This is a genomic window from uncultured Olegusella sp. (genome assembly GCF_947253395.1).
In the GTDB taxonomy this organism is placed as follows: Bacteria; Actinomycetota; Coriobacteriia; order Coriobacteriales; family Atopobiaceae; genus Olegusella.
Window position 1 is genome coordinate 1 of record NZ_CAMXYY010000002.1, and the last position, 24,441, is coordinate 24,441.

The window sequence follows — 24,441 nt, forward strand, 5'->3', positions numbered from 1 at the left end:
CTACAGAAGGGCCTCTGCCATGGGAGTTCTGAATGTGATGACGTTTTGCAGTGGCCTGGGCATCAGCTGCTTTCCGGGCGCGTTCGCTGGCAAGCGCGCATAGTTTTTCCTGAGAGTTAACGAGTAGTTCGCCTTCGGCGAGTTCAATCTTTTGCCAGCTGCCATCAGAGGTGAGCTGACGAGCCTTGGTGTTATCAGCAAGCTGGAGATCCATGTATTCTTTGACCATTTGACGACAACGTGGGTCAAGCACGGGATAGGCAATCTCAACGCGACGTTCGGTATTACGTGTCATCATGTCGGCAGAGGAGAGATAGATAGTATCCATCTCGGATCCAAAGGCGTAGACACGAGCATGTTCAAGGAAGCGCCCCACAATCTGGCGTACTACCAATCCGTCGGTTTTGCCTGGGACGCCTGCTTTGATACAGCAAATACCACGAACGATAAGTGTTACTTGAACACCAGCTTCGCAGGCTTCTGAGATCTTATCAATGACATCGCGGTCAGTGAGCGAGTTCATCTTCATGAGAACTGCGGCTTCATGACTACTTTTTGCGCGATGAATCTCGCGATCAAGACCACTCATCACCAAAGGCTTGAGACGGGTAGGCGCCACGCCAAGATAGCGGTAACTGCCGTGTAGATTGCCTAACGAAAGATTGCGGAAGAATACATTGCCATCTTCACCAATGCCCTCGTGTGCGGTAAGTAGCATAAAGTCGGAGTATAGACCCGCTGTCTTCTCATTGAAATTGCCAGTACCAAGGCAGGTGATTCGCTTTATTTCGCCCTGTTGGTGATAGGTAATCTGGCAAATCTTGGAGTGCACCTTAAAGCCTTCTTGGCCATAAATGACGGTGCAGCCTGCGTCTTCGAGGCGTTCTGCCCAAGCGATATTGTTTGCCTCATCAAAGCGTGCGCGCAGCTCCATTAACACGGTGACATCTTTGTTATTTTCGGATGCTGCAATTAAAGATTCGCACAGCTTAGAGAGTTTGGCTACGCGGTAAAGCGTAATTTTAATCTGGATACAGTCATCATCCGATGACGCTTCATGGATAAGTTGTAGCAGCGGGTCCATCGACTCATAGGGATAAAAGAGCAGGATATCGTTAGCTTCAACTTGTGGACGAATGGGTTTTGACATATCAACCATTGAAGAAGGCTGAGGTGAGAAGGGATTATACAGCAGCGTCGCTCGCGAATCTGCAGGTAAGTGCGAGTCAAGCGAAAAGATATAGCCCAAATCGAGAGGGATAGTAACGCGGAAGACACGCTTGCGGGGCAGTTCTGTCTCGCTGAGGATAAATTTCTCCAAATCTTTGGGAAGTTGTCCTTGAATTTGTAGGCGCACTGGCTGCAAACGCTGGCGTAGCTTGAGTACGCGTTTCATATGTTGACGATAGTCTTCTTCTTCACCAACCCCTTCGCCATCAGGATCGATATCTGCATTGCGTGTGAGACGGATGATCGCAGAAGCAGTTGGTAGGTAATTGCCAAAGAGTCCATCGAGGCGCGTACGAATTACATCTTCGATGAGGGTATAACGCCATACCTCTTGGGTACTTGGCAGGGGAATCACACGGGGGAGTGACGAGGGTACTTCAATAATGCCCAGCATTCCCGACTCATCAGGTCCATTGAGTGAGCAGGTCACATAAAGCTGCATATTACGCAGATTGGGGAATGGATGACGAGGATCGACAATTTGCGGTGAGATGATAGGCGCAATGTGTGTGTCAAAATATTTAGAGACAACGGCCTTGTCAGCATCGCTCATAGTTTCACAGCTTGCACGTGCGAGACCGCGATGAGAAAGTTGTGACTCAATAATCTCCAGCGCTTTTTCTTGCTTTTCAATGTAGCTGGGAAGTACGTTAAAGATAGCCCGAAGCTGCTCGGCGGGAGTTTGATTTGATTTGTTATCTGTGGGCTGATGTTTAAGGAGATTCAAATCGGAAAGACCACCGATACGAATCATAAACCACTCATCAAGGTTTGAGTCAAAGATAGATACGAATTTCAGTCGTTCAAAGAGGGGGACGGTTTCATCTAAAGCTTCGTCAAGCACACGGTCATTAAAGCGCAACCAACTAATCTCGCGGTTTTGCGTATACGAAAAATCCAGTTGTGGTGATTGGTTTTTTTCTTTTTGAGAAGAATTCTTTGGAGAAGCAGTTTCCTTTGTAGCCTTTGCTGACTTTTCAGGATTTTTGTCTTGCGTGGCCGCAGCTTTGTCTGCCATACACAACCCCCCATTTCTTATGTGCTCAACAAGCTTCATTTTATCAGCTGATAGCGTGCACGGGCTGTGTTTGACCAATATAAAATTTTACGGAATGCATTTTTTGTTAGCGAAGCATAATAAAAGTTGTAGGAAATCTGGTAAAAATTTGTTTGAGAAAAAATTTTTTAGAGATGTTTATATGTGAAATGCATTCTCTATAATAGGAATAAAAAACCGTGTTTTGTAAATAAAATGTATATTACATGAATGTTACATCACTCTCTCAAATTCTAGAACTACAGCCAGATAAAAAGAAGTCCCAATGAAATAATCAAGAAATAATGATGACTTTATGCAGGTAATAAGGGAAGAATTGTGAATATAACCATCTAAATTTGTCACGAATAACCGCTCAACGAAAAAATAATACCGTTCCCCCGTGAACAAATTTATAGCTATCGAAATTAAAAACTATTGGATATAGTTAGGAATTGTAATGCAGAGGCTTGCGGCTTTAGATAAAAAACTGCGATGCCGATGTGATGTTTCTATTCGAGTTGTGCCAGAAGACTGGCACAAAGGAGTGGGAGGAAATCATGCCTAAGGGACTTAACGTCCACAGCGAGATTGGTGCCCTCAAAAAGGTACTGCTCCACCGTCCTGGCGAGGAACTGCTCAACCTGCCGCCCGATGAGCTCGGTCGTCTGCTTTTTGACGACGTGCCTTTCCTTGAGGTAGCTCAGGAGGAGCATGATCGCTTTGCAGAGATTCTGCGTGAGCAGGGTGCTGAGGTTTTGTACCTTGAGAAGCTCGTTGCTGAGGCTCTTGATGCAGCAGGCACTCGTGAGGAGTTCACCAACCAGTGGCTCGACGAGTCTGGTCTTCGTGGCACGCACACCCGTGCCGTTGTCAAGGAGTTTATGGATTCCATTGAGGACACCCAGACCTTCGTAGAGAAGACTATCGCTGGTATTCGTAAGAACGAGCTTGAGCTTCCGACTCATTCCAGCAATCTGCTTGCTGATCTTGTTGGCGCAGATCAGGACAGTGAGTCTGATCTTTTGATTGATCCCATGCCCAACACCTACTTTACTCGTGACCCCTTCGCAATTGTTGGCCACGGCGTAAACCTCAACCACATGTACTCTGTCACTCGTAATCGCGAGACTTTGTATGGCAAGTACATCTTCCGCGATCACCCTGAGTACAAAGAGTCTCCTCTGTGGTATCGTCGCGATTCTGCTTACCATACCGAGGGTGGCGACGTTCTCAACATCAACGCTCACACCTTGGCAATTGGTATCTCTCAGCGTACGGAGGCTGCTGCCATTGACGCTTTGGCTCAGCACATGTTCTGGGAGAAGGCAGACCAGTGCGAGATTGACACCATCTACGCATTCAACATCCCCGTGTCTCGTGCCTTTATGCACCTTGACACCGTCTTTACCCAGATTGATGTTGACAAGTTCACCATTCACCCAGGCATTATGGGTACCCTGCAGGTCTTCAAGCTCACCAAGGGTGCTTCTGAGGGCGAGATTGCTATCGAGGAAATGAACGACACTCTCGAGCACGTTCTGGCAAAGGCCATGGGTCTGGATGCCGTCCAGCTCATCAAGTGCGGTGGCGGCGATCCCGTTGCAGCAGCTCGCGAGCAGTGGAACGATGGTTCCAACACCCTTGCAGTTGCACCTGGCAAGATTTGCGTGTACCAGCGCAACACCGTTACCAACGATGTTCTGTACAAGGAAGGTCTCGACCTTCTTGTTATGCCTTCCGCAGAGCTTTCCCGCGGCCGTGGCGGCCCCCGTTGCATGTCCATGCCCTTCTGGCGTGAGGACCTCGCGTAGGTGGCGCTTAAAAAGTAATACCCAAAGGGCAGGTTTTACCTGCCCTTTGGCTTGTAGGTCAGATATAAAAAATTTTTTTACGAAAGGAATGAATTATGGCCATCTCTTTGTCCGGCCGCAATTTCCTTAAGCTGCTTGACTACACTCCTGCTGAGATCAACTATCTTCTTGATCTGGCGGCTCAGTTCAAGAACATGAAGCGCGCTGGTATCCCTCATCGTTACCTTGAGGGTAAGAATGTTGTTCTTATTTTCCAAAAGACCTCTACGCGCACCCGTTGCGCTTTTGAGGTCGGCGCTTATGACCTTGGCATGGGTGTTACGTATCTAGACCCCAACAGCTCTCAGATGGGCCACAAAGAGTCCACTGAGGACACTGCCCGTGTTCTTGGCCGCATGTTTGATGGTATTGAGTACCGCGGCTTTGCTCAAGAGCAGGTTGAGGAGATTGCAGAGAAGTCTGGCGTTCCTACCTGGAATGGTCTGACCGATAAGTTCCATCCCACCCAGATGCTCGCTGACATCCTTACCATGAAGGAAGAGTTTGGTGACATCCGCGGCAAGAAGCTTACCTTCTTTGGTGATGCTCGCAACAATGTTGCTAACTCTTTGATGGTTGTTTGCGCTAAGCTTGGCATCAACTTCTGCGCTTGCGGTCCTGAGGCACGCATGCCAGATGCTGAGCTTGTTGCTACCTGCCGTGAGATTGCTGCTGAGAACGGCTGCGAGATTGTGCTGACCGAGGATCCCCACGAGGGCGCCAAGAACTGCGACTGCCTCTACACCGACATTTGGGTTTCCATGGGTGAGTCCTATGACCTGTTTGGTGAGCGCATCAAGCTTCTGAAGCCTTACCGTGTTACCAAGGAGCTCATGGCTGAGGCTAACCCCAACGCTATCTTTGAGCACTGCCTACCTTCCTTCCATGACACCAATACCACCCATGGCAAGGAGGTTGCCGAGGAGTTTGGTATCACCGAGATGGAGGTTACTGACGAGGTCTTCGAGGGTCGTCAGTCTCGCGTCTTTGACGAGGCAGAGAACCGCATGCATACCATCAAGGCTGTCATGTACGCAACTCTGAAGTAAGTTTTTGATTTATATAAAGCAAGGCACCTCCTTGGGTTTTGAATCCAAGGAGGTTTTTTTGGGACTACTATAAGATTGATCCATTGTCAAGTAGTAATTTTTCTATTCTGATTTTTGTATTCTCAAAATATTGCAAATTTTAGTTGAATAAAACATAGGAATGGAAACTCTTTTATGTTTATTCTTCTAAAACATGCTGGTTATTCATGGTTAAACTTGGTGAGACTAGATAAAGTTATCCAAAGAAGATAATCGAATATTTTCACCGACAAATTGCTTACGCTCACCATTGTGATGGAGTTGTGATATCGTAGTTTCGCTAATATTACACATGTTTTGTTGTGTGATAGGCACAAGTTTTGTTGGAGCGCCTGAAGGCGCAAGGAAAGGAGTTGGAATGGCTGAGGTAACTAAGCCAAAGAAGAAGAGGGAGATGCTAACTTCGTTTAGTATTATTTTCCTCCTCATGATTGTTGTGGTAGCCATCTCATGGCTGCTTAATGGTCAGGCTACTGGTGCGAAGACCGCAGATGGCGCAAAGGAGCTTGTCGCAGGTGCTTCTCTCGGCACGTTCACCATGGCAGCCGTTAATGGTTTTGGTGACGCAATGCCCGTCTGCCTCTTTGTTATGGTCCTGGGCGGTTTTCTTGGCATCGTCAACAAGACCAATGCTCTTAACGTTGGTATTACCAATCTTGTTAAGAAGATGCATGGCAAGGAGCTTGTCCTCATTCCTGTTTTGATGTTGATCTTTGCAATACTGGGCTCTACCTATGGCTTCTGCGAAGAGACCGTCGGCTTTTACATCCTGCTTGCTGCAACCATGATGGCTGCAGGCTTTGACCCCATGACGGGTGTCATGATGATTCTTTTGGGTGCTGGCGTTGGTTGCCTCGGCTCCACCGTTAACCCCTTTGCAGTTGGTGCAGCTGTTGACGCTCTCAGTGGCGAAAGTGTTGGCATTGCAGTTGATCAAGGCGTTACCATTGCGCTTGGTCTTATCCTCCTTATTGCTACGTGGGCAGTTTCTTCTTTCATCGTTATGCAGTACGCCAAGAAGGTGCGCAAGGACCCCTCTGCAACCCTTATGTCCGACTCTGAACTCGAGGCTGCTCGCGAGGCTTACGGTAACAACATCGCTGAGGTTGGCGACGCTCAGCTGACCGGTAAGCAGAAGGCAGTTCTTTGGGTCTTTGCTTTTTCCTTCCTCATCATGATCCTCGGCTTTGTGCCTTGGGGCAGCTTTGGCATTACCTTCTTTGAGTCTTGGTCTGGTTTCCTGACCGACCTTCCTCTGGGTCAGTGGTACTTTGCTCAGTCCACCACGTGGTTCCTTCTCATGGCCATCATCATTGGTGTTGTCTATGGCTTCTCTGAGCACGAGATTGTGGACACCTTTATGACTGGTGCAGGCGAAATGATGTCTGTTGTCATGATTATTGCTGTTGCCCGTGGCGTCACCATGATCATGAACGCAACCAACCTTTCCAACTTTGTTTTGAACAATGCTGCCGCCGCACTGAAAGGTACCTCTGCTCCTGTCTTTGCTGTCGGCAGCTACCTGCTTTACTTCCTGCTTTCCTTCCTGATTCCTTCGACTTCTGGTATGGCTGGCGTTTCCATGCCCATCATGGGGCCCTTGGCTGTCAAGCTTGGCTTTAACCCTGCAGTTATGATCATGGTTTTCTCTGCTGCCTGCGGTGTTGTCAACCTGATTACCCCGACCTCCGCAGCAATTATGGGTGGCCTTGCTCTTGCTCGTGTTGAGTACTCCACTTGGTTCAAGTTTGCCATCAAGCTTGTGGCTATCCTGTCTGTGGTTTGCGTGATTATTCTTGCTATCGCTATGACTGTGATTCCTGCATAAGTTTTTACGCAACAACTGTTAGACAAGAAGGACTCCTGGCTTCAGGAGTCCTTCTCTTATGTCACAATTTAGGGCGTTGGCTCGTTTTCTTTGTTTGAATGGATAAATCTTTATGTTTTTTCAATCCCAAAACCTCACTAAGCTTTCTTCGCGTGTCGCGTTGGCTACTGCTGCGATTTCTGTTATAGCTACGTTTGTTATCGTCATGCATCCTGATAGCTTTGCGGTAGTGTCAGCTAAGCCTGCAAGCATTGGTAACATTGTTTTGCTTGTTGCGTTAGTACAGCTTGCTTTAGGTATAGTGGGGGAGTTGCGATACCGCTCTCGAGCGCGCAAGGATTATCATCCATCTTTGGGGAGGGGCGTTGCATCGGCTGTTACTGCCTTTGTTTGTCTTGCCCTTGATTATGTGCTGGTAGGTTCATTTTATTCAGCGGCTTTTGGTACGACGCTTAAACCTGTGGGCTCCGCCGAGCTATTTCATATCTTTGCTCTTATTGGATTTTTTGATGCACTCTTTACCCTTTTGTTGGGAGCGCTTCATGCATTTGCAGCGATTCTTGCCTTGCGTGAGGAAGCCGCGGTATTTGATGACTAAAGGCCATTTTAATCAAAGCATTTATTCAAGCATTACATTTTGACTATCCAGCTGCTGGGATGTATAGCCTATGATAGAGAACGTTAACGAGATTAGAGGAGGCCTTGATGCCCAACGAGGGAAGTTATGAAGCAGCGCTGAGGCGTAGCAACCAAATTCAGGCAGATCTTGCCGATGGCAAAACCGAAGCTTATACCATGCTTACAGGCGATCGCCCTACAGGACGTCTGCATATGGGTCATTACTTTGGCACTCTGATTGAGCGTGTACGCCTACAAAACATGGGCGTTAAGTCCAACGTCATCATTGCGGACTATCAGGTCATCACCGATCGCGATACCACTGAGCATATCCAGGATAATGTCTATAACATGGTGATGGATTATCTTGCTTGTGGCATTGATCCTGCAAAGACCATGATTTTTACTCACTCAGCAGTGCCTGCAGCCAATCAGCTGATGTTACCTTTTCTCTCCTTGGTTTCAGAAGCCGAGCTTGCACGTAACCCTACGGTTAAAGCCGAGCAGGAAGCTAGTGGACATGCTCTGACAGGTTTGCTTTTGACCTATCCCGTACATCAAGCCTGCGATATTTTGTTTTGCAAGGGCAATATCGTTCCTGTTGGTCGCGATCAGTTGCCTCATATTGAGATAACAAGTAAAATTGCGCGCCGTTTTAACGACCGGTATCACTGTAAGGTGTTTCCTGAGGTCGCGGGGCTCCTTACCTCTACGCCCCTGCTTCCTGGTCTAGATGGTCGCAAGATGAGCAAGTCTTATGGCAACGCTATCTCTTTGTGCATGACGGCAGAAGAAACCGCAAAGCTCATCAAGAAGTCCAAGACCGACTCCGATCGCAATATTACCTTTGATCCTGAGAATCGTCCCGGTGTCTCTGCGTTGCTTACTACAGCAGGTATTTGCACAGGTCGCGATCCCAAGGAGATTGCAGAAGAGATTGGTATGGGCGGTGGCGGTGCGCTGAAACGTTATGTTACCGAGGCAGTTAACGGCTATTTTGCACCAATTCGTGAGAAACGTCGTGAGTACGAGCAGGATCTTGATTACATCAAAGACGTGCTACACGATGGCAATAGACGCGCTAACGAGCTTGCTCAGGCCACGCTTGCCGAGGTGCAAGAGGCGATGGGCATGGTTTACTAAATCAAGCTTCGTGGGTGCATTTTGTTTTTAGTGGCGGAGTGTACGCTTGACGATACAAAAAACGCACCCTGATATCAGGTCGTATACGAAGGTTGATTTTTACTCTTCCGCTTACGATGAGCACATCGATACTATCAAAGGTTTTATGCGCATACTTAGGTGCATAAGAACACAGCATGAGTTTATCGCTAACGTAGGTGAAAGCTTTTGCTATGATTTTTAGACTGACACTGTAGCGCAGTAGAGGAGAAATGCATGGCAAGCTCAAATGGAGCAGACGCAAGTAAGACTGCACTTGAAGCAAGTTATCTGCGTGCATTACCGACTCCTGTTATCAGCAGTACTACAGACAATGAAGGTGCGCTTGACCTGTTAGCCAAACTTGATTTGTGGACTCGTGCACAAGTCGTCTTGCTACCTGCAAGCGACCAAGGCGGTATCTCTATGACAGCCCTTGCCAAGCGAGCTTTTGCTGCTGGTAAACGTGTGGGGCTTTGCTTGAATTGCAATGGTGTTGCCGACTGTATTGAGATTTTTTCTGAAGCAGAACTTGACGTTACAGAGTATACGATTCCCGAGGCATCTCGTTGCCGTGCCGAAGGTGATACGTTGGGCTTCAGCTGCAGCGAGCTTGTAGAGTCGCTCTGTATCGTATCCGGGCTAGTGTTTGATGGCCAAGGGTATCGTGTTGGTGAAGATGACGATAAACTCGATGAGTTTCTTGCCTTCTATCCTGGTCACAAGCTTGCTCTTGTCCGTTCGATGCAGGTCTCAAGCAACCCGTTGCCACATGGAGACAAAGCCATTGCCGTTGATTACCTCATCACCGAAAATGCTGTCTGGCATTGTGCTTAGTTGCTTCTTTGCAGCGGGTTTACAACACGCTATTGCTTCGTAGATGGTTCACGACGCATCTTTATATCCTAGTGGGTTTACGATGCACCTTTACTACAGGCTGTAGAAATGACGACTACAGCTTGCACGCAGTGACATTCAAATGAGCGGCCATATCCCTAATAGCTTTGGCGTAGCCCTCGACACCTAAGCCCACAATAGACTCAAAGCATGCGCCGCGCACGTAAGAAATCTGTCTAAATGCTTCACGCTTGTCTACCTCAGAAATATGTACCTCGATAGTGGGAATATCAACTGCGCGTAGGGCATCAAGCAAAGCAATTGAAGTATGTGTCAGAGCTCCTGGATTGATGATAATACCGTCATAAACCTGATAGGCATCTTGGATGCGGTCAACGATATCGCCTTCATGGTTGGACTGAAAACATGAGCATGTACTAAAGCCAGTTTCACTGGCTACCGCTTTGCAAAGGGTGAGTAGATCATCGTAGCTGCTATGACCATAAATATCAGGTTCACGAATGCCAAGCATATTGATATTAGGCCCGTTGATGATAAGAAGTCTGTAGTCTTGAGTAGAGATACTCTCATCCTTAAAATCATCAGCAGTGCCGAGTTCGTTTGACGTTTCTTGCACGACGTCTGCTTCGCCTGTCGTATCTTGCTCAAAAAGTTGGCTAAGTCCTGCCAAGTCATCAACATCAGAATGGGCATGACTCAAAAGATGCGCACCACCAAATAAAGTGGCATTGTTGGCACGTGATTGTGCTTCATAAGAACGCTGACGAGAAGGGCTGATACGCACACGTAGATTGGATGCTAAAGGAGATGTACCCACCACAGTATCTGCATCTTCAGGATTAAGGCCCGTGAGTTCAACAAAGGAGTTGTATACATCACGAACGAGGCGCGGCCCAAAAACCACCTCAAGACCATCGAAACCTCGTGAAGCTAAACCAAGTACGCCAGGGATGGATTCCAGCGCTTCATCGTCAACTTCATCAGGATTGACGATACGCAGCCTAAGGCGTGTCATGCACAAAGAGTTAGAGCGGACATTTTCTTTGCCACCTACACTCAAAAGTACTGATTTCGCGATTGACGAAGGCGAAGCTTCGACTGCCATAAGACTCTATCCTCCCTGGAGTTGCGAAACTTTAGTATAGGAAAGATTCTGCCCTACATATAGCTTTTACAAAGCTCAAACGGTGAGTGGCAGCATGTTTAGGCAAAAAAAGAAATTAGTTGAGAACATTAATTATTCTGTTGTTTGGGTTTTTAGGAAGTCAGAAATAGCGTGCGCATCACCTGCAGGAGAACCAGTGCACGCAACAATGATATCTGCCCAGCTACGATAGAGATTCATGCGTTCGGCTGCAAGCTGGACGAGCCCTTTGGACTGTGAGAGGGGTCTGCCCCTAGTGGAAAGCTGTTCAATAGGGCGATCTAGCATCACGATAAGTCCATTTTGGTGAAGCAAATCGTAGTTTTCTTTGCGTACAACTACACCGCCACCACAGGAGATAACAAGACCTGACCTACTTGCATAGTCTGCAAGAATTTGAGATTCAGCGTCACGAAAAGCAGCTTCGCCATGTGCGCTGATAAAGCCTGCAGCGGTGCTGTCTTCTTTTATTTCAAAAGCTGCATCAAGGTCAATAAAAGGACGATGCAATTTGCGTGCTAAAAGGGCGCCCGTACTCGTCTTGCCAACTCCTGGCATTCCGATTAAACAGATATTGGTCATAGAACTGCGCAACTCACGCTCAATCATTTCAATCGTTTTCTGTGAATGGGTAGTGCTCAAGAAAAGCTCAGATGAAAGAGCTGCCTGAGCAACAAGCATGGCAAGTCCAGACTCAAAAGGAATGCCAAGACGTTCTGCTTGTAAACAAAGGCCCGTGCGTGCGGGGTTGTAGACGATATCAATGACTCCTCGCAGATGACTGAGCCTTGCTAGTGTTGTATTGCTCAGGGGGCTTGCAGGACAGTTGGGATACATACCCACAGGCGTTGTATTGATGAGAAGCTCAGCATCTGCATGGCGTGTGTCAAGTGTGTCATAGCTATCGTCACTATGACGGGAGATGACACTGACAGAGGCTTCCAATTCCTTAAGAGCGGCTTGCACTGCTTGACTTGCGCCACCAGACCCCAAAACGACAACAGGCAAATCAGAAAGTAGCTGAACTCCATTTGTACCCCAGTGATGTTTACAAAAGCGTTTGAGCATCCAAGCAAAGCCGCCCACATCGCTATTATCGGCAAAAATGCTGCCATCACGGCGTTTGATCAAGGTGTTGGCAGTACCTATGCGTTGCGCACGTTCACTTACCTCGTCAGCCAGTGCAAAAGCATTGACCTTGTAAGGAATGGTGACATTGAGCCCCTGCCATGTACCATGGCGAATAAAGTCTTTAAGCTCTTCTGGCTCACGTTCGAAAAGCGCATAGGGAGCCGAGCCTAGCATCTTGTGGATGCGAGGTGACCAGCTATGGCCAAGTTTGCGACCAAGGAGGCCAAAGCGAGAGTCAGGGGCTTCAGCCATTAGATGACCTCACGGTAACTTCCGAGATAGCGCATGTCTTCGCAGACATTGCCGAGGGTTGACATGAGCTGTGTAAATTCAGGAGCTACGACGGGACAATCCACATCAAAATAAAACATGAACTCAAAGTCCTTGCCTAGAATAGGCCGACTCTCAAGTTTAATGATATTGATATCGAGGGCATAAAACTTAGCAAGCACTTTGAAAAGAGCCCCAGGTTCATTGCCAACGACAAGCATCAAAGAACTGCGGTCTGCACCAGGATAGACAGTGAGTTTTTTTGTGATACAAGCAAAGCGGGTGTAGTTATCATCGCGATCCTGCACTGCTTGCGCAAGGGGAACTAAGCCATAAAGTTCTGCGCACGCACGTGATGCAAGGGCAGCAACATCACTACGTTCAGAATTGGCAACCAGTTTGGAGGCAGCAGCGGTATTCTCAACCACATGTACCTGTGCGTGAGGCAGTGATTGCAAAAAGCTCATACTCTGAGCAACTGCTTGCTCATGGCTATAAATTTCGCGAATATCCTCAAGTTTCGTGCCTGGTTTGGCAAGAAGATTGTGATCAACCTTAAGGCGGCAGGTGCGTACAATATGGAAGTCATACTGCATCATGAGGTCGTAGACCTCATTTACCGATCCTGCGCTGCTATTTTCAATGGGCAGCACACCATAGTCGGAAAATCCCTGGTCAACCGCACGAAAAACACCATCAAAGGTATCGAAGTAGCTAATGTTGGCATGCTTGAACAGACAATCAGTTGCAATTTGTGAATAAGCTCCCTCAACGCCTTGGCAGGCAACAAAGGCATCACGAGGGAAAAGCTCAGGAGACTCTTTGAGAGCTTCGTTAATGTTTGCAACTACCTGATTGCTGTGACCCAAAGCACTCGTTTGACGTGAGCGAGAAGCTTCCATAAGCAAAGACATCAGTACTTGGACATAGGCCTGCTGGTCCTTAGGCACCTTGGCTGCGGCATTGACAAGTATTTGATGCTCGCGATCGCGGTTAAAAACGGGAAGCTTGTGTTCAGCTTTATAAGCTGCGACCTTATGAGCAACATCCATGCGCTCTTTGAAGAGCTCAAGAATGTCGTCATCGATACGGTCAATATGCTTACGTAGTTCTGAAATATCTGCCATGGTCATTCCGCTTTCTTAAAGTAGAGGTTATTTGTTCCTTTTGTAGTTTAAAGGTAATGCTCATCATCTGCGCCGCAGGGAGGCCAGGCAAGCCAAGAATCCAAGATAGCAAGGGCACATGCAGACTCTGCTACAGGTACAGCGCGTGGGGCTATGCAGGGGTCGTGTCTACCCTGTACACGAAGAACAGTCTCTTCATTGCGTATGAGATCAACTGAGCGTTGTTCCTGCGCGATTGAAGATGTGGGTTTGACTGCCATGCGCCACAAGAGGGGAGCGCCACTTGTAACGCCTCCCAGATTTCCGCCTGCATCGTTTTTGGCAGGATATACCTTGCCATCAATAATGACATAGGGGTCATTGTGCTCGCTGCCAAGCATTCTTGCGGCGGCAAAGCCCGCGCCAAATTCCAGACCCTTTACTGCGGGAATTCCAAAGACAATACGAGAGATGGTTGATTCAATTCCGTCAAACATGGGTGAGCCGATGCCTGCAGGCAGTCCTGTGGCAACGCATTCCACAATACCACCGACAGAATCGCACGATTTTCTTGCCTTCTCAATATGGGCTTGCATCTCTTCTGCTGCCTGATCACTCAGTACGGGAAAGCTTCGGCCATCCTTTAAGCTGCGTATTTGTGCTGCGAGTGCCTCTGCATCAGCGTGAGATCCTCGGGCAAAAAATGCCTCATCGGCTATACCTGCACATTCGCTGAGGTGGGCAGCGATGCAGACGTCACGCTCAGACAAAAGTTGCATGGCAATACCACCTGCTGCACAAAGTGGTGCGGTGAGGCGACCTGAGAAGTGTCCTCCGCCTGAGACATCCTGTGCACCATGCCATTTTTGTTGAGCTGTCCAATCGGCATGACCAGGGCGAGGCACGCGCTTAAGCTCTTCATAATCTCCAGGACGTGTATTGGTGTTTTGAATAACAAGTGCCAGCGGTGCTCCCGAGGTAGTACCGCTCTGGTTAAGGCCAGACAGAATAGACACGGCATCCGCCTCTTTGCGCGGCGTTGACCAGCGCGCATGACCAGGTGCGCGGCGCATCATATGCTGCTCAAGTGCTTCTCGATTGATATGGTGCCCCGAAGGGAGGCCTTCGATGACGCAGCCAATAGCAGGGGAATGAGACTGACCAAATATGGTGACACGCAAGGCGCTGCCAAAACTAGAGGGCATGTATGGCCTCCTGAGCTTGTGCTTTGCCACCCAGTAGGGCAAAGTCTTTAAAAAACTGAGGATAGGATTTAGCAACACAGTCTGCCCGGTGGATAAGCGTATCTCCGGTGCATTGGGTTGCCAAAATAGCTGCCATCATTGCAATACGATGATCTCCTGCAGCGTCTACAACTCCACCCGTAAGGGTTGAGCCTCCGCTAATAAGTAAATCATCGGCTTCAATGCGCGCTCGTGCTCCGAGTGCTTGCAGTGTTGCACTGACGGTTTGCAGACGGTCTGATTCTTTGAGGCGTAGGCGACCTGCGTTGACAAGACGTGTGGTGCCCGCCGCACATGCGCCAAGCACCGCCAAAGGAGGTACAAGATCGGGGCAATTTGAAACATCCATATGAATGCCTTGTAGGGAAGCAGGAGCGACGCTTGCGGTGTGGTTGCCACGAATAACGGGCGCACCAAAAAGGGAAAGAGCTGCCAAAATAACGCGGTCTCCTTGAGCGCTGCTCAGGTTGAGTTGTTTGACTGAAATTGGCTTCTTACCGATAGCAGCTGCTACCAGCCAAAACGCAGCGTTAGACCAGTCACCTTCCACCTTGATTGTCTCAGGGGCCGCGAGCTGTGTTCCTGACCCGAAAACACGATAAGCGCGATAGCTACCGTCGGCGAGCTGTTTGTGTCCTGCTTCGTATTCCACTCCAAATAGGCTTAGTGCGTTTAGGGTTAAGCGAACGTAGGGCTCAGATTGGAAAGGTTCACTCACAAATATCTCTGTGGTGCCTTTGAGCAGGGAAGCAGCAAGTAAAAGCCCAGTCACATACTGTGAAGAAACATTGCCTGGTAAGGTATAGTTTCCAGCTTGGAGCTGTCCTGTCAGTTTGAGTGGCCAGCTACCAAACTCAGAAAGATTACAACCGTGTGAGCAAAGTGCTGCGGTAAGTTGAGCGAGTGGACGTTTCGCTAAACGCCCTCTTCCCATAAAGCTTGCGTCTGCGCCAAGCGCTGCTGCTACGGGTAACATAAAACGCAGGGTAGAGCCGGACTCTCCGCAGTCGAGCTGTGCTTGGGTACGTGGCTCAAACCTTGATGTTTTTGGGATGGGGACTACCCGAAATCCTGTTTTGGTAGAGGTGATACGGGCACCAAGTGCTCTGAGACAGGCAATAGTGGCATCAATATCCTGTGAACTGCTGCTGCAGTCGATATTGCAGTTCTTATTAGCAAATGCAGCCAAGATAAGCAGTCGATGAGCGACTGATTTGGAGGCAATAGAGTTAAGCTTGCCACCAAGACTTCCTGGGCTAATGAGCATATCCACGCAGGCACTCCGAAATCTCGTTTGGTTTCTTACATGGTTATTGTAAGGAGTGGATTATGGTAAAGAGTGGAAAATTCAAGAGATATAAATACGTCGCAGTAGTTACCAACTAGTCATTTGAAAATATTTATTTTTGTTGGGTTGTTACCATGTACTATGACTAAATATTTTGACTCGAAGACAAAGGAGGATGGCCCCTATGATTGCCATCGTTAAAAAAACAGCTACCCAAGAGCAGCTGGACCATTTTATTCAGTGGATTGAGGGCCGTGGATACAAGGCAAATGTCAGTCAGGGTCAAAATGAAACCATTGTCGGCATTATTGGCGATACCACACAAATTGATCCCTTTTTGCTTGAAAGTATGGACATTATTGAGCAGGTTCAACGTGTGTCTGAACCCTTCAAGAAGGCCAATCGTAAGTTTCATCCCAATGACACCATTGTTGATTGCGGTCGAGGTGTATTAATTGGTGGCGGTCATTTTCAAGTTATGGCTGGACCTTGTTCAGTTGAAGGCATGAACTTGATTGAGATTGCACGCGCAGTCAAAAAGGCTGGGGCTACGATATTGCGTGGAGGTGCATACAAGCCTCGCACGAGTCCTTATGCCTATCAAGGTATGGGTGAAGAAGGACTTGATCTGTTACTTGAGGCGGCGCAAGAAACCAATATGCCTATTGTTACTGAGGTTATGGATCCTCGCGATGTCCAACTTTTTGTGGACAAAAAAATAAATGTTATGCAGATTGGTGCTCGAAATGCGCAGAACTTCCCGTTGCTGCGTGAGGTGGGTAAAACCAACATCCCTATCCTGCTTAAGCGTGGAATTGCAGGTACGGTAGATGAGTTGCTGATGGCTGCAGAGTACATCATGAGTGAGGGAAACCAAAACGTTATCCTGTGTGAGCGTGGCATCCGCAGTTTTGAGACACGTACGCGTAATACCTTTGATGTAAATGCAATTCCTGTACTGCACAAACTGACTCACTTACCTGTGGTAGGGGATCCCAGTCATGCAACAGGCTACACACGCTACGTAAGTCCTATTGCCTATGCGGCAACCGCTGCAGGTGCAGATGGTCTGGAAATTGAGGTTCACAATCAGCCCTCGCTTGCGTGGTCTGATGGGGCACAAGCGCTCACTCCCGAGATGTTTGCTGAGGCTATGAAGCGCATCGCTTTGATTCGTCAGGCAATTACGGTAGATCTTGATTGCGAGGAGGCACGGCTACCTAGCTCAATGAATGCAAAAAATCTTGCTACTGAGAGGGAAGAGGATGCCAAAGTCTAGCCGAGATGAATCAAACGCATCAAATGTTATTTCCGGTCGTGTTGGTATCGTTGGCCTTGGTCTGATGGGAGGCTCTTTTGCCAAAGCCCTCCATGAGGGCGGGCGCGAGGTTTTTGCTTGGAATCGCACACATTCAACTCTTGAGTTAGCAATGATTGATACGGTTGCAGGTGAACTTAACGATACGTCCATTCCCAGCTGTGAACTCTTGATTTTGGCGGGCTATCCTGCCTCGGCGATTGAGTGGCTAAAAGAGAAAGCTCCACTTATTTCAACGAGCACTATTGTGATTGATACGGTGGGCGTTAAGCGTATGGTTTGCCAACGTTGCTTTCCGTTGGCAAAAAAATATGGTTTTGCTTTTGTGGGCTGTCACCCTATGGCGGGCACTCAGTACTCTGGTTATGCACATTCACGCGCTTCCATGTTTCATGGTGCTCCCATGGTGGTGGTAGCTCCTGAGTATATGGATGATATTGAGCGTGTAGATATTTTGGAGCGACTCAAGCAACTGCTCGCGCCAGTAGGCTTTGGTAGATGGATGCTTGCTACTGCTGCCTATCATGATGAGATGATTGCTTATACGAGCCAGCTTGCACATGTGGTGTCTAATGCTTATGTCAAAAGTCCTGCTGCCCGCCATCACAAGGGTTTCTCGGCTGGTTCTTACCGTGATTTGACGCGTGTGGCACGTTTGAATCCAGGTATGTGGACAGAACTCTTTTTGGATAATGCAGATAATTTAAGTGCAGAACTAGAGACGTTGATTGGCAATTTGCAGCAGTACAAAGATGCACTTGATAAGCATGATGAACAAAAACTCTTTGAGCTTTTAGCGGAAGGCGATCGTCTGAAGCGTAAAGCGGAGTCACGCTCTGCTTAGAGGAGAAAACTGATGAAAAGCATTTCGGTAAACACCTCATCGCGTAGCTATAAAGTACAGGTTGGAAGTGGCATTTTAGATTCCTTGGGTTCTGTAGCGCGCAGGTGTGTTGGCGGACAAAAAGCCATGCTTGTTTCAGATAGCAATGTATACCCTTTGTATGGCACACAAGCACAAAGCGCGCTTAAGGCTGCCGCTTACGAAGTAAAAACTGCCATCATTCCTGCAGGTGAGCAATCCAAAAATATGACCGTCCTTTCAGGTCTGCTTGAACATCTTGCTGAAGCTGGTCTTACCCGAGATGATGTTGTGGTGGCGTTAGGCGGTGGAGTTATAGGCGATTTGGCTGGCTTTGCTGCTGCCTGTTATATGCGCGGTTGTGCGGTCGTGCAGGTACCCACTTCATTACTTGCTATGGTTGATTCCTCTGTTGGTGGTAAGACAGCCGTAGACCTTGCTGCAGGTAAAAATCTTGCGGGTGCATTTTGGCAACCATCCGCCGTGATTGCCGATGTCAGCTGTCTATCGACTCTATCGCCTGAACTCTTCTCTGATTCTATTGGCGAGGTTATTAAGTACGGAGTGCTCTGTGACCCAAAGCTTTTTGCATCTCTTGAAGAAAGACCGCTTACGTTGGATGATCCTCAGCGCATCATTGAGCTGGTGAGTCGTTGTATTGAGATTAAACGTGATGTAGTAGATGCAGACGAATGTGAAGCAGGACTTCGCCAAACCCTTAATTTGGGTCACACGATAGGCCACGCTATTGAAGCAGAAAGCAAGTATCACTTGGGCCATGGTAGTTGCGTTGCTGCAGGCCTTTGCTGTATGGCCCGCGCCGATGCAGCTCTTGGACTCTGCGATATTGATACCAGTAAACGTATTAGCAGGCTTTGTGCCGCACATGGGCTACCTACCACGACAGTGCTTGATTCGGATTGCCTCTATAGACGTTCATTGGCAGACAAAAAGCGTCATGGCAGCTACCTTAATCTCGTGCGTATATATGCTATTGGTGAGGTTAGAGTCGAACGCGTGAGTCTTGAGAAATATCGTCAAATTCTGGATTTATGTCGCTAAGGTCTTGATTTTTTGAAATAAAAGCCCGTAGAAGTTTATGCTCCTACGGACTCATTTTGCGTGGTGCCCTCTGTGGGATTCGAACCCGCGGCCTTCTGCTCCGGAGGCAGACGCTCTAATCCACTGAGCTAAGAGGGCGAACGTTTGGCATTATAGTTAATCGACCTAGGATAGGGCAAGATGTACGGCTTCGAGAGGGGGAGCGTTGGCGTTTTCCGATAACTATGCGGGTCTTAGTGGAGCTGAGGTAGCAAAGCGTAAGGCTCAGGGTAAATCAAATATCGATACTGATGTCAAAACAAAAACAATTGCGCAAATCATCAGCGAGCATACGCTTACCTTCTTTAATGGCATAAACCTCGTGATTGCACTTTTGGTGCTTGCTACAGGCTATTTTCGCAATCTATTGTTTGTCACCACGCCTCTCATTAATCTTTTTATTGGTGTTATTCAAGAGATTCGGGCAAAACGTCAGGTTGATAGACTGCAGCTTTTGACTGCCTCAGAGGTGCAGGTACGGCGCGATGGCAAAGATCAACTTATTTCCTCTTCGGAACTTGTGCTTGACGATGTGATTGTTCTTGCCCATGGACAGCAGGTGCCGGCAGATTCTTTGGTGCTTGCGGGTGCTGCGACTATGAATGAAAGTTTATTGACGGGTGAGTCTGAGCCCGTATCAAAACATGTTGGTGATGCGATTCTTTCAGGTTCATTTGTTGACTCGGGATCTCTGGTATGCCGCGTTAATAAGGTAGGCAAGGACGGATATGCTGCGCGTATCAATGCGGAGGCAAAATACGTTAAGCCCATACGCTCTGAAATTAAAAGCGTTGTTGAATCTGTTGTCCGCTTTGGTACCTATATGCTCATCCCTCTGGGCCTTGCGCTTTTTATTCGTACATCCATGACGGGAGCCGAGCTTAATCATGCGATTTTGACCTCTGTGTCTGCAGTTATCGCAATGATTCCTCAAGGTCTTGTATTGTTGACTTCAACTGTATTAGCCGTCGCAACGACGCGTTTGGGTCAGCATCAAGTGCTTGTGCAGCAGGCATATTGCATTGAGACGCTTGCTCGTGTTGATACGCTTTGTTTGGACAAGACGGGCACTCTTACCACAGGCGGCATGATTGTCGACCAAGTTGTCGGTGCTGATGGTGGAAAACAGCTGCGCCAACAAACGCTCACCGCAATGTCTACCATTGCTCATGCAGGTGAGGACGATGCAAACGAAACTGCTGTCGCTATTTTGAATTATGTTAAAGCGCAACAGGTTATGCCATTGGATGTTGTGCGCGCGATTCCTTTTTCTTCTCGTCGTAAATATTCAGGTTGTATTTGTTTGGATGGCCAAGCGCTCGTAATGGGTGCAGCACAGTTTGTACTTGGCGATGAGTTTTCCTCTGTAGAGACTCAGCTTCGTTCTTTTGGTGAATTAGCGCGCGTACTAATTGTGGCGCGTGTTGAGGATTTTGATGAAAAAGGTCTATTTATCGGCAAAGCCCAGCTCCTTGGCTTTGTAAGTATCCAAGACGAGCTTCGTGCCAGCGCACAGGAGACAATGGAATACTTCATCCAACAAGGAGTCGATCTTCGTGTCATTTCGGGCGATGATCCGGTCACGGTCTCTGCCATTGCGCGCGTAGCGGGTGTTCCTCAAGCAGACAAATGGATTGATACTTCAACGCTCACAGACAAAACAGCTATTGCACAGGCTGTGAGAGATTATCGAGTCTTTGGTCGTGTGACCCCTGAAATAAAGCGTGAATTGGTGATTGCCCTCAAAAACCAAGGTCATACGGTTGCTATGACGGGCGATGGAGTGAACGATATTTTGGCTTTGCGTGAAGCGGACTGCTCGGTTGCTATGGCCTCAGGTTCTGCAGCAGCGCGCAATGTTGCCGAGATTGTCCTTGCAGATGATGATTTTGCTCACATGCCTCAAGTTGTTGCAGAAGGACGTCGTTCTATCAATAATCTTCAGCGTTCGGCTTCTCTATTTTTGGTAAAGACAGTCTATGCTGCAGTCTTGGCTTTTATTTGCGTATTTTTGCCGCCATATCCTTTTATTCCCATACAGGCTTCGCTCTTATCAGGCATCGTTATTGGACTTCCAAGCTTGGTGCTTGCACTGGAACCCAATCATGAGCGTGTAACAGGATCTTTCCTTGAGCATGTGCTGAGTCGCTCATTACCTGCTTCATTAGCGATTGTGGTAGCTCTTTTTGCCGAGATTTTGGCTGGGCGTGCGCTTGGTTGGTCTTTTGGATTGGTATCAACAGCATGCACCTATTTGGTTGCCATCATAGGCATTATCTTGGTATGGCGTATTTCACAGCCGCTCAATGTACTGAGAAAAGCTCTTCTTGGAGTCATGATTTTTTCACTTCTGGTTGCGGTGTTATTTTTCTTTGACTTCTTTTCAATTGAGGATTTATCGCTTGGAGGTTACATCTTTTGCGCGATTGTAGCTTTGCTGTCAGTGGGGATATTCAAGCATAGTTATGATTGGCTAAATGGGCCTGCGCTTGATGCCGGGTTCCTTAAAGGTGCAGTTGCTCGGGTGGAGGCATTAAATGTTGGACGTGACAAGCGACGCGCAGCTTGGCAAGAAGCCTTGCGCGACCGATTTGAAAGTTGATGTTAGCTCTGAGAATTTTGTGCAAGCAGTATATAAGGCGAGAGAGAGCGTAGAGTTTGCCGTTGGTAAAAAGAAGTTCCATGCATATAAGGTCGCAGATATTCCCGGGGCAGATAAGCTTCCCTACGCCTTATTTGTTTTGCTAGAAAACTGTGTACGTCGCGCTAAAGATGACGATGAAGCTGCTCTTTTGGCGGGTCGTATCGTCTCGGCGGCACTTGAGGGTACCAAGGGTGCTGAAATTCCTTTTATGCCCGCTCGCGTACTCTTTCAGGATTTTACGGGTGTCCCTGTTTTTGTGGACTTTGCTGCTATGCGTGACGCTATGGCAGCTCGTGGCGGCAATCCAGAGCGTGTGAGTCCGCGTATCCCGTGTACCTTGGTCATTGACCATTCGGTCATTGCTGATGAGGCAGGTACATCCTGCTCTGCCCTTACTAATCGTCTCAAGGAAGTAGAGCGCAATCGTGAACGCTTTGCTTTCCTTAAGTGGGCGGCAAAATCTTTTGATAATGTGCGTATAGTTCCTCCAGGAGAAGGGATTTGCCATCAGCTCAATATAGAACGTTTCTGCGAAGTTGTCTCTACTGACGCTCTTAGCGATCAAACAGTTCCCGTTGCATGTTTTGATAGTTTAGTTGGCACAGACTCCCATACCACTACAGCAAATGGTCTCGGTATTCTTGGATGGGGTGTTGGTGGTATAGAGGCTGAGGCTGCAGCCTTAGGTCAGCCGATAAGCATGCTGGTGCCTCCTGTGGTTGAACTTAAGCTTACCGGTAGATTGCCACAAGGTATCAGCGGTATGGATTTAGCGCTGACGGTGTGCGAGCGACTGCGTGCAGAGGATGTTGTAGGCAGTCTTGTGGAGGTCACTGGTGATGGTGTAGGCACGCTCAGCGCTACCCAACGTGCGTGCGTTGCCAATATGACTCCTGAGTATGGAGCTACAACTACGCTTTTTCCCGTGGACACTCCTACGATGGATTATCTCTGGCTTACCGGTCGCTCAGAAGAGCAAATCAGGCTCATTGAAAAATATCTTGATTTGCAAGATATGCTGCAAAAATCTTCTGATCGCATGTATGCCAAAACAATCGAGATTAATCTTGCCGAAGTGCAGCAGAGTTTAGCTGGGCCCTCAAGACCACATCGCCGTGTCGTGCCCGCAGAGCTTACCACGCGTTTTGAAGAAGGTGTTATTGCTCACGGTCATAATCCTCATGAGATGTTTGATATTCAACTGAAAGGACAGAGGTATCAGATTGGCCACGGTACTGTTGCAATTGCTGCTATCACCAGCTGTACTACAGCAACTGACCCTACCATGATGGTTCAGGCTGGTCTTCTTGCAAAGGCGGCAGTTGACAAGGGCCTACATACTGCTCCTTGGGTTAAGACTATTTTGGCTCCAGGTAGCCATGCGGCGGCAATGATTCTTGATCGCGCAGGTCTTTCTGAAAGTCTTGAGCAGCTAGGCTTTGCTGTGTGTGGCTTTGGTTGCATGAGTTGCATTGGTAACTCAGGATCTATTGCTGCTCCTCTTCACAATATTGCAGACCACATTGAGCTTGCAAGTGTGCTTTCGGGTAATCGTAATTTTGATGGGCGTATCTCTCCTGACGTAGCGCAAAACTTCCTCATGGAGCCTGCACTAGTGCTTGCATATGCATTAACTGGTACGGTTAATTGTGATTTGACATCGACACCAGTAGGACATGCAGCTGATGGTACGCCCCTTATGCTTTCTGAGTTGATGCCAAGCGATGATGAGGTAGCTCAGATTTTAGCGTCGGTGCTGACTCCTGAGCTTTATGAAGAGGGTGGCATAGGACTGCTGAGTGGTTATCCTGAATGGTCTTCTATCCCTGCAAGCTCTTCTGCTACTTTCGACTGGGATCTGTCGTCTACCTATGTACGTCGTCCCAGCTATTTTGAAGAGGCACGGACAGGGGATAGCATCAAGATCCAAGGTGCTCGCTCCCTCGCTTTGTTAGGTGATTTTGTAACCACAGATCATATTTCGCCAGCAGGAAGCATTGCGAGTGATGGCCCCGCTGCACGCTATTTAATCGAGCGGGGTATCAGCGAGGATAACTTTAATACCTTTGGTAGTCGCCGTGGTAATCATGAACTTATGATGCGTGGTACATTTGCCAATGTAAAGCTTGTCAATAAGCTTGCTGCTGGTAAGACGGGCGGCTGGACGCGCAACTTTGTTGATGGCACACTTACGAGTATCTTTGATGCCGCTATGGACTATCGCAGCAAGCACATTCCTCTTGTTATCATAGCGGGCAAGATGTATGGCTCGGGATCTAGTCGCGATTGGGCTGCAAAAGGTCCCGCCTTGCTTGGTGTTCGCGCTGTACTTGCAGAAAGCTTTGAGCGCATTCATCGTTCAAACCTTGTACAAATGGGTGTTATCCCCTTACAGTTTGTTGAAGGTCAAAATGCTGAAACACTAGGCCTTGATGGGAGTGAAGAGTTTGATTTGTCCGAAATCAAACTTGATCAGCTTATAGCTGGCCATACCAGCTGTAGGGTCTGTGCTCGCAAAGCTCATGGCGACCGTGTGCATTTTGAGTGTGTGGTACGTATTGATACGCCAACTGAGGCGGATTTTGTACGTGCAGGGGGTATCTTGCCCTATGTGCTCAACGATTTGAACACAGCATAAGTGTGCAAGCACTTTGTTCTCTG

Annotated in this window: 17 protein-coding genes and 1 tRNA gene; 11 read left to right on the top strand and 7 right to left on the bottom strand. The window is 48.1% G+C overall.

The window, feature by feature from the left end; translation table 11 throughout:
* The coding region (gene ppk1, locus Q0X25_RS00375) for a polyphosphate kinase 1 (RefSeq protein WP_298578247.1) at positions 1–2,248 on the bottom strand (2,248 nt) is incomplete at its 3' end.
* Positions 2,249–2,826: 578 nt separating this feature from the next.
* On the opposite strand from ppk1, the gene arcA reads away from it, so the two are divergent.
* From arcA to Q0X25_RS00405, 6 genes are all read left to right on the top strand, one after another.
* Complete coding sequence (gene arcA, locus Q0X25_RS00380; RefSeq protein ID WP_298578249.1) at positions 2,827–4,080, top strand: arginine deiminase; 1,254 nt, start codon at positions 2,827–2,829, stop codon at positions 4,078–4,080.
* 95 nt (positions 4,081–4,175) lie between these two features.
* The gene (gene argF, locus Q0X25_RS00385; protein ID WP_298578251.1) at positions 4,176–5,168 is read left to right on the top strand and encodes an ornithine carbamoyltransferase; all 993 of its coding nucleotides are present in this window, start codon (positions 4,176–4,178) and stop codon (positions 5,166–5,168) included.
* Between the two features lie 397 nt (positions 5,169–5,565).
* Positions 5,566–7,035 (top strand): YfcC family protein, encoded by a 1,470-nt coding sequence (locus Q0X25_RS00390; RefSeq protein ID WP_298578253.1) that lies wholly within the window; start codon positions 5,566–5,568, stop codon positions 7,033–7,035.
* A gap of 112 nt (positions 7,036–7,147) precedes the next feature.
* Positions 7,148–7,633, top strand: coding sequence for a hypothetical protein (locus Q0X25_RS00395; RefSeq protein ID WP_298578255.1), 486 nt, complete (start codon positions 7,148–7,150; stop codon positions 7,631–7,633).
* A 107-nt stretch (positions 7,634–7,740) separates the two neighbouring features.
* The gene (gene trpS, locus Q0X25_RS00400; RefSeq protein ID WP_298578256.1) at positions 7,741–8,796 is read left to right on the top strand and encodes a tryptophan--tRNA ligase; all 1,056 of its coding nucleotides are present in this window, start codon (positions 7,741–7,743) and stop codon (positions 8,794–8,796) included.
* Between the two features lie 255 nt (positions 8,797–9,051).
* A complete protein-coding gene (locus Q0X25_RS00405; RefSeq protein ID WP_298578257.1) occupies positions 9,052–9,651 on the top strand; it encodes a 5-formyltetrahydrofolate cyclo-ligase in 600 nt (199 codons plus the stop codon).
* A 115-nt stretch (positions 9,652–9,766) separates the two neighbouring features.
* Here Q0X25_RS00405 and aroQ read toward each other — a convergent pair whose 3' ends face one another.
* From aroQ to aroA, 5 genes are all read right to left on the bottom strand, one after another.
* Entirely contained in the window at positions 9,767–10,777 is a 1,011-nt protein-coding gene (aroQ, locus tag Q0X25_RS00410) for a type II 3-dehydroquinate dehydratase (RefSeq protein WP_298578258.1), read from the bottom strand.
* A 132-nt stretch (positions 10,778–10,909) separates the two neighbouring features.
* A complete protein-coding gene (locus Q0X25_RS00415; RefSeq protein WP_298578259.1) occupies positions 10,910–12,199 on the bottom strand; it encodes a shikimate kinase in 1,290 nt (429 codons plus the stop codon).
* Entirely contained in the window at positions 12,199–13,344 is a 1,146-nt protein-coding gene (locus Q0X25_RS00420) for a bifunctional chorismate mutase/prephenate dehydratase (RefSeq protein ID WP_298578260.1), read from the bottom strand. The genes Q0X25_RS00415 and Q0X25_RS00420 overlap by 1 nt, the downstream gene beginning before the upstream one ends.
* A 47-nt stretch (positions 13,345–13,391) precedes the next feature.
* A complete protein-coding gene (aroC, locus tag Q0X25_RS00425; RefSeq protein WP_298578262.1) occupies positions 13,392–14,528 on the bottom strand; it encodes a chorismate synthase in 1,137 nt (378 codons plus the stop codon).
* Positions 14,518–15,834: a 3-phosphoshikimate 1-carboxyvinyltransferase gene (gene aroA, locus Q0X25_RS00430; protein ID WP_298578372.1), complete on the bottom strand. Its 1,317-nt coding sequence runs from the start codon at positions 15,832–15,834 to the stop codon at positions 14,518–14,520. Before aroA ends, aroC begins: the two co-directional genes overlap by 11 nt.
* 205 nt (positions 15,835–16,039) lie before the next feature.
* On the opposite strand from aroA, the gene aroF reads away from it, so the two are divergent.
* From aroF to aroB, 3 genes are read left to right on the top strand one after another with little or no spacing between them, the layout of a single operon-like run.
* Complete coding sequence (gene aroF, locus Q0X25_RS00435) at positions 16,040–17,134, top strand: 3-deoxy-7-phosphoheptulonate synthase (protein ID WP_298578264.1); 1,095 nt, start codon at positions 16,040–16,042, stop codon at positions 17,132–17,134.
* Positions 17,121–18,017, top strand: coding sequence for a prephenate dehydrogenase (locus Q0X25_RS00440; protein WP_298578267.1), 897 nt, complete (start codon positions 17,121–17,123; stop codon positions 18,015–18,017). Before aroF ends, Q0X25_RS00440 begins: the two co-directional genes overlap by 14 nt.
* Positions 18,018–18,029: 12 nt before the next feature.
* A complete protein-coding gene (gene aroB / locus Q0X25_RS00445) occupies positions 18,030–19,097 on the top strand; it encodes a 3-dehydroquinate synthase (protein WP_298578269.1) in 1,068 nt (355 codons plus the stop codon).
* Positions 19,098–19,158: 61 nt separating this feature from the next.
* On the opposite strand, the gene Q0X25_RS00450 is transcribed toward aroB, so the two are convergent.
* Positions 19,159–19,235: transfer RNA gene (locus Q0X25_RS00450), tRNA-Arg, on the bottom strand.
* Positions 19,236–19,302: 67 nt separating this feature from the next.
* On the opposite strand from Q0X25_RS00450, the gene Q0X25_RS00455 reads away from it, so the two are divergent.
* Together Q0X25_RS00455 and acnA are read left to right on the top strand one after the other, a co-directional pair.
* On the top strand, positions 19,303–21,738 hold the full coding sequence (locus tag Q0X25_RS00455) for an HAD-IC family P-type ATPase (protein WP_298578271.1): 2,436 nt from the start codon (positions 19,303–19,305) through the stop codon (positions 21,736–21,738).
* Positions 21,674–24,418, top strand: a complete 2,745-nt coding sequence (gene acnA / locus Q0X25_RS00460) for an aconitate hydratase AcnA (protein WP_298578273.1) — start codon at positions 21,674–21,676, stop codon at positions 24,416–24,418. The genes Q0X25_RS00455 and acnA overlap by 65 nt, the downstream gene beginning before the upstream one ends.
* Positions 24,419–24,441 lie beyond the last annotated feature (23 nt).

What these genes read in the sequence shown, in the direction of transcription:
- argF (WP_298578251.1), top strand. Translation starts at nt 4,176, where the DNA reads ATGGCCATCTCTTTGTCCGGCCGCAATTTCCTTAAGCTGCTTGACTAC.
- aroF (WP_298578264.1), top strand. Translation starts at nt 16,040, where the DNA reads ATGATTGCCATCGTTAAAAAAACAGCTACCCAAGAGCAGCTGGACCAT.
- Q0X25_RS00440 (WP_298578267.1), top strand. Translation starts at nt 17,121, where the DNA reads ATGCCAAAGTCTAGCCGAGATGAATCAAACGCATCAAATGTTATTTCC.
- Q0X25_RS00420 (WP_298578260.1), bottom strand. Translation starts at nt 13,344, where the DNA reads ATGGCAGATATTTCAGAACTACGTAAGCATATTGACCGTATCGATGAC.
- Q0X25_RS00415 (WP_298578259.1), bottom strand. Translation starts at nt 12,199, where the DNA reads ATGGCTGAAGCCCCTGACTCTCGCTTTGGCCTCCTTGGTCGCAAACTT.
- Q0X25_RS00390 (WP_298578253.1), top strand. Translation starts at nt 5,566, where the DNA reads ATGGCTGAGGTAACTAAGCCAAAGAAGAAGAGGGAGATGCTAACTTCG.
- aroC (WP_298578262.1), bottom strand. Translation starts at nt 14,528, where the DNA reads ATGCCCTCTAGTTTTGGCAGCGCCTTGCGTGTCACCATATTTGGTCAG.
- trpS (WP_298578256.1), top strand. Translation starts at nt 7,741, where the DNA reads ATGCCCAACGAGGGAAGTTATGAAGCAGCGCTGAGGCGTAGCAACCAA.
- Q0X25_RS00405 (WP_298578257.1), top strand. Translation starts at nt 9,052, where the DNA reads ATGGCAAGCTCAAATGGAGCAGACGCAAGTAAGACTGCACTTGAAGCA.
- Q0X25_RS00395 (WP_298578255.1), top strand. Translation starts at nt 7,148, where the DNA reads ATGTTTTTTCAATCCCAAAACCTCACTAAGCTTTCTTCGCGTGTCGCG.
- aroA (WP_298578372.1), bottom strand. Translation starts at nt 15,834, where the DNA reads ATGCTCATTAGCCCAGGAAGTCTTGGTGGCAAGCTTAACTCTATTGCC.
- acnA (WP_298578273.1), top strand. Translation starts at nt 21,674, where the DNA reads ATGTTGGACGTGACAAGCGACGCGCAGCTTGGCAAGAAGCCTTGCGCG.
- aroQ (WP_298578258.1), bottom strand. Translation starts at nt 10,777, where the DNA reads ATGGCAGTCGAAGCTTCGCCTTCGTCAATCGCGAAATCAGTACTTTTG.
- aroB (WP_298578269.1), top strand. Translation starts at nt 18,030, where the DNA reads ATGAAAAGCATTTCGGTAAACACCTCATCGCGTAGCTATAAAGTACAG.
- arcA (WP_298578249.1), top strand. Translation starts at nt 2,827, where the DNA reads ATGCCTAAGGGACTTAACGTCCACAGCGAGATTGGTGCCCTCAAAAAG.